The sequence below is a fragment of the Marinitenerispora sediminis genome (genome assembly GCF_003336425.1).
Taxonomy (GTDB): Bacteria; Actinomycetota; Actinomycetes; order Streptosporangiales; family Streptosporangiaceae; genus Marinitenerispora; species Marinitenerispora sediminis.
In genome coordinates, this window is record NZ_QEIO01000252.1 from 1 (window position 1) to 3,993 (window position 3,993).

The 3,993-nt window shown below is 77.1% G+C and carries 2 protein-coding genes; both read right to left on the minus strand.

Annotated features, from left to right (window positions below):
• Positions 1 to 268 precede the first annotated feature (268 nt).
• On the minus strand, positions 269 to 1,306 hold the full coding sequence (locus DEF28_RS25805; protein ID WP_233515548.1) for a LacI family DNA-binding transcriptional regulator: 1,038 nt from the start codon (positions 1,304 to 1,306) through the stop codon (positions 269 to 271).
• A 51-nt stretch (positions 1,307 to 1,357) separates the two neighbouring features.
• The gene (locus DEF28_RS25810) at positions 1,358 to 2,782 is read right to left on the minus strand and encodes an MFS transporter (protein ID WP_233515549.1); all 1,425 of its coding nucleotides are present in this window, start codon (positions 2,780 to 2,782) and stop codon (positions 1,358 to 1,360) included.
• Positions 2,783 to 3,993 lie beyond the last annotated feature (1,211 nt).

Here is a 3,993-nt window from a genome sequence, read left to right on the forward strand (position 1 = left end):
CGGGCGGGACGGCTGGCGGGCGGGCGAACCGGAGGGGAGGTGCGGGCGGTGCTGACCCGCCGGACCGCCCCGGACGCGGGGGAGCCCGGCCGGCCGCCGGGAGGGTGGCCTGTGCGATGCCGCGCGCGGGGGCCCGGCCCCCGGCCACCGCGGGACCAAGGCCGCGGACTCCCGCGCGCCGCTCCACCGGTCCCGCCCGCACGGGCCGGACCCCGCGTCGGGGCGAGCGGCCGCCGGGCGCCGCGGCACGCGCGGGCCAGCGTCGACGTCACCCTCCGGCGGCGCTCCGCGGCGCACAGGTGCTCGACCGGACCACCAGCTCCGGCGGCACCAGCACGTGTTCGGCCGCCTCGTGACCGTCCTCCAGGCGGGCGAGGAGCAGCTCGATGCAGCGCCGGCCGACCGACGAGAAGTCCTGGCGCACCGTGGTGAGCGGCGGAGCGTAGAAGGCGGCTTCGGGCACGTCGTCGAAACCCACCAAGGCGATGTCCTCGGGCACCCGCAGGCCGGCCTCCTGGAAGGCGCGCAGCGCGCCGAGCGCCATGTGGTCGTTCCCCGCGAAGACGGCGGTGACGCCGCCGCGCCGGGCGATCTCCCGGCCCGCGTCGTACCCCGATCGCGGGCTCCAGTCGCCGCTCCACGGGCGCGGGACGGGCGCCCCGCAGGCCGCCAGTTCGGTGCGCCAGCCCTCCAGGCGGGCCGCGGCGTCCAGCCAGTCGCCCGGTCCGGCGATGTGGCCGACCGTGCGGTGCCCCAGGTCCAGCAGGTGCCGCGTGGCCGCGCGGGCGCCGGCGAACTGGTCCACCGCCACGACCGGCGCGCTGAGCGCCGCACCGCCGTCGACCACCACCACCGGCACCGCCGGCGGCCGGTGCGACAGCGCGGCGGTCATCCAGCCCAGGGAGGCGATGACGATGATGCCGTCCACCATCTGGCCGACGAGCCGCTGGACCGCCTCGTCCAGCGAGGACGGGCCCGTGTCGCGCAGCGCGGCGACGGTGACGGCGTATCCGACGTCGCCGGCCGCCCGCTCGATGGCGCCGAGCGTGCTCGACGGCCCGTACAGGGTGGTGTTGGGCCCGACCACGCCCACCATGGCCGTGCGGCGCGTGACCAGTGCGCGGGCGGCCGGATTGCGCCGGTAGGCCAGCGCGTCGATGGCGTCCCGCACCCGGCGCCGGGTCTCCTCCCGCACGTTGGGGTGCCCGTTGACCACCCGCGAGACCGTCTGGTGCGACACCCCCGCCAGCCGCGCGACGTCCGCCATGCCCGGCGGTCGGTCGGCGCCGCGTTCCCGCGTGACCATGCTGTGTGCCCTGTCTCCCCCGCTCGGCGGCCGTCCGGCCGCTGGTGAACGCTAACACGGGTGGCGCGGACGGCCGGCACCGTCGGGGGGCGGCTCCTCCGGCCCGGACCCGGGTCGGCCGTCACCCGGGCGGGCGGCGACGGCCGGAAGGGAGCCCGGCAGCGGCCGGCCCGCGCTCTCCCGGATACCGAGCACGGCGACGAGGCCGATCACACCGGCCGCCATCATCTGGAGGGCCGGCAGGTAGCGGTTGCCGGTCGCCTGGACCAGCGCCTCGGCCACCAGGGGCGTGGTGCCGCCGAACAGCGACACCGAGACGTTGAAGCCGATGGCGAGCGCGCCGTAGCGGACCGGGGTGGGGAACAGGGCCGGCAGGGTGGCGGGCGCGGCGCCCGAGAAGTGCACCAGCGCGGCCGCCAGTGCCAGCGACCCCAGCAGCACCCCCGCGACCGAACCGCGCTGCAGCAGCCAGAACGCCGGCAGCGCGAGCACCACCGAGGCGACGCATCCGGAGATCAGCACCGGCCGCCGCCCGATCCGGTCGCTGAGCCGGCCGACCGCGCCGATCACCGGCAGCATGGCCGCCATCGCCACGAGCACGACGAGAAGCCCGTGCGCCTCGTCGTAGCCGAGCACGCTGGACAGGTAGGTGGGCAGGTAGGCGGTCAGCAGGTAGTTGTCGACGTTGAAGACCAGGACCAGGCCGACGCACAGCAGCAGCGGCCGCCACTGCGCGAGGACCGTCGCCCGGAACTGCGCACGCAGCGTCCGCACCTCGCCCGCGCCGCGCCGGAACGAGTGCCGCTCGGTCCGGAACGCCGGGGTGTCCTCCAGCCGGAGCCGCAGGTACAGCCCGACCGCGCCGAGCGGTCCGGCCACCAGGAACGGCACCCGCCACCCCCAGCTCAGCATCTCCGCGGGGCTCAGCGCCGCCGTGAGGGCGGTCACCAGCAGCGCGCCGGCGACGTAGCCGCAGATGGTGCCGAACTCCAGCCACGAGCACAGGAAGCCGCGCCGCCGGTCCGGGGCGTACTCCGCCACGAAGGTGGTCGCCCCGCCGTACTCCCCGCCGGTCGAGAAGCCCTGGACCAGGCGCGCCACGAGCAGCAGGACGGGCGCGGCGACGCCGATCGCCGCGTAGGGCGGCAGCAGCCCGATGCACAGGGTGCCGGCGGCCATCAGGACCATGGTGAGGGCGAGCACCCGCTGCCGCCCGATCCGGTCGCCGAGCGGTCCGAAGAACAGCCCGCCGAGCGGCCGGACCAGGAAGGCGGCGGCGAACGTGGTGAACGAGGCGATGAGCTGCACGCCCTCGGAGGCCGCGGGGTAGAACACCTTCCCGATCGTCGCCGCGAGGTAGCTGTAGACGCCGAAGTCGAACCACTCGGTGGCGTTCCCGATCGCGGCGGCGCCCACCGCGCGGCGCACCAGGCGCGGATCGCTGGCGATCACCCCGGTCCGGTCGTCCGGCGCCACGTGCCACCGTCCTTTCCGAGCGGTCCCCCTCGTTCCGGGGACGCACCCCGCGGCCATTGTCGCGGATCGGATACGTGTTTTCACTCACCGTGATGACGGGTGCGGTGGGCCCCGGGCCGGGCCGGGCCGCCCCGAGGGACCTCCGCCCGTCGGATCCGGTCCGGCCGGCCGGAGTGGCGCCGCGCCGCCGGTGCGGTGCGGCCCCGGCACGCGGACGGCGGCGGCCGCCGCCGCGTGCTCCGCAGGGGCGGCCGCGCGATGTGCGGGGGCACCTCGAACCGGAGCGCCTGGGTGGCGCCGGGCTGCCTGGCGGGGCCGCCATGGGCGGGGTCCATCCGGGGCGCACGGCGGTCGCCGAGGACGATGGGCGCCCGAGCGGCCGGCGGCTCGCGACGGCCGGGCAGGAGCGGCGGCGCCGCTCGGCCACCGGTCCTCCGCCGCGTGAGCGCGATCGGAGTCCGGCTCACGGAGGGCCGCCGCCGGACCGGGGCGCGTGCACCGCGGACCGCTGGCGGCCCGGTGCGCCCGACGAGCGGATCCGCCCTCGGGCGGGTGCCGCCGCATGCGGAGAGGGCATCCGAGGCCACGTCGCCACGCACGGCCCGGGCACCCGCATCACCGACTCCGGGTCGCTGAGGCGGGCTGCCGGGCCGTCCCCGCCCACGGCGGGGAGACCGGCGACCCGTGCATGGCAGCCGCCCCCGGTGCCCTCCACACGCGTGGTGCCCTGGCGCTGTCCTCGGCGCCGGCTCTTTCGATACCTCGTCAACGACGCGAGTGGCGGTCGACGGTCGGGAGGCACGGCGCTACCCGCGCCCGCCACGGCCCACCGGCTCCGAGCCGCTGTGCCTGGTCGTCGCCACTATGGTCGGCTCCGCCTCGAAGGCCGCTGGACGGCGTCCCCGCGCGCCCCGACCCGGCCCCATGGCACCCCACGAGCGCGCCCGCTCGTGGGGCGCGCTCGGACGACCCGTCAGCGGCCCCCTCCCAGGGCCGGAGGACTCGGCTAGGTCCTGTTTCTTGGAAGGTCCGCGGGGTGAGCCGGTGCTCTGGTACCGCGTGTCGACGTGGTCCGGCGCCTTGAACCCACCGACGTCGAGGGGGCCTGCCCGCCCCGCTCATGCCCGCCCATCCCCGCAAAGGCCAGCGGTGGGCCGACCACCGCGGAACCGTCAACGCCATCCTGTTCCGCGCCCGCACCAGGACGGGGA

Bases quoted from the DNA above. Each gene is read 5' to 3' on its own strand.
- DEF28_RS25805 (WP_233515548.1), bottom strand. From the start codon at position 1,306: ATGGTCACGCGGGAACGCGGCGCCGACCGACCGCCGGGCATGGCGGAC.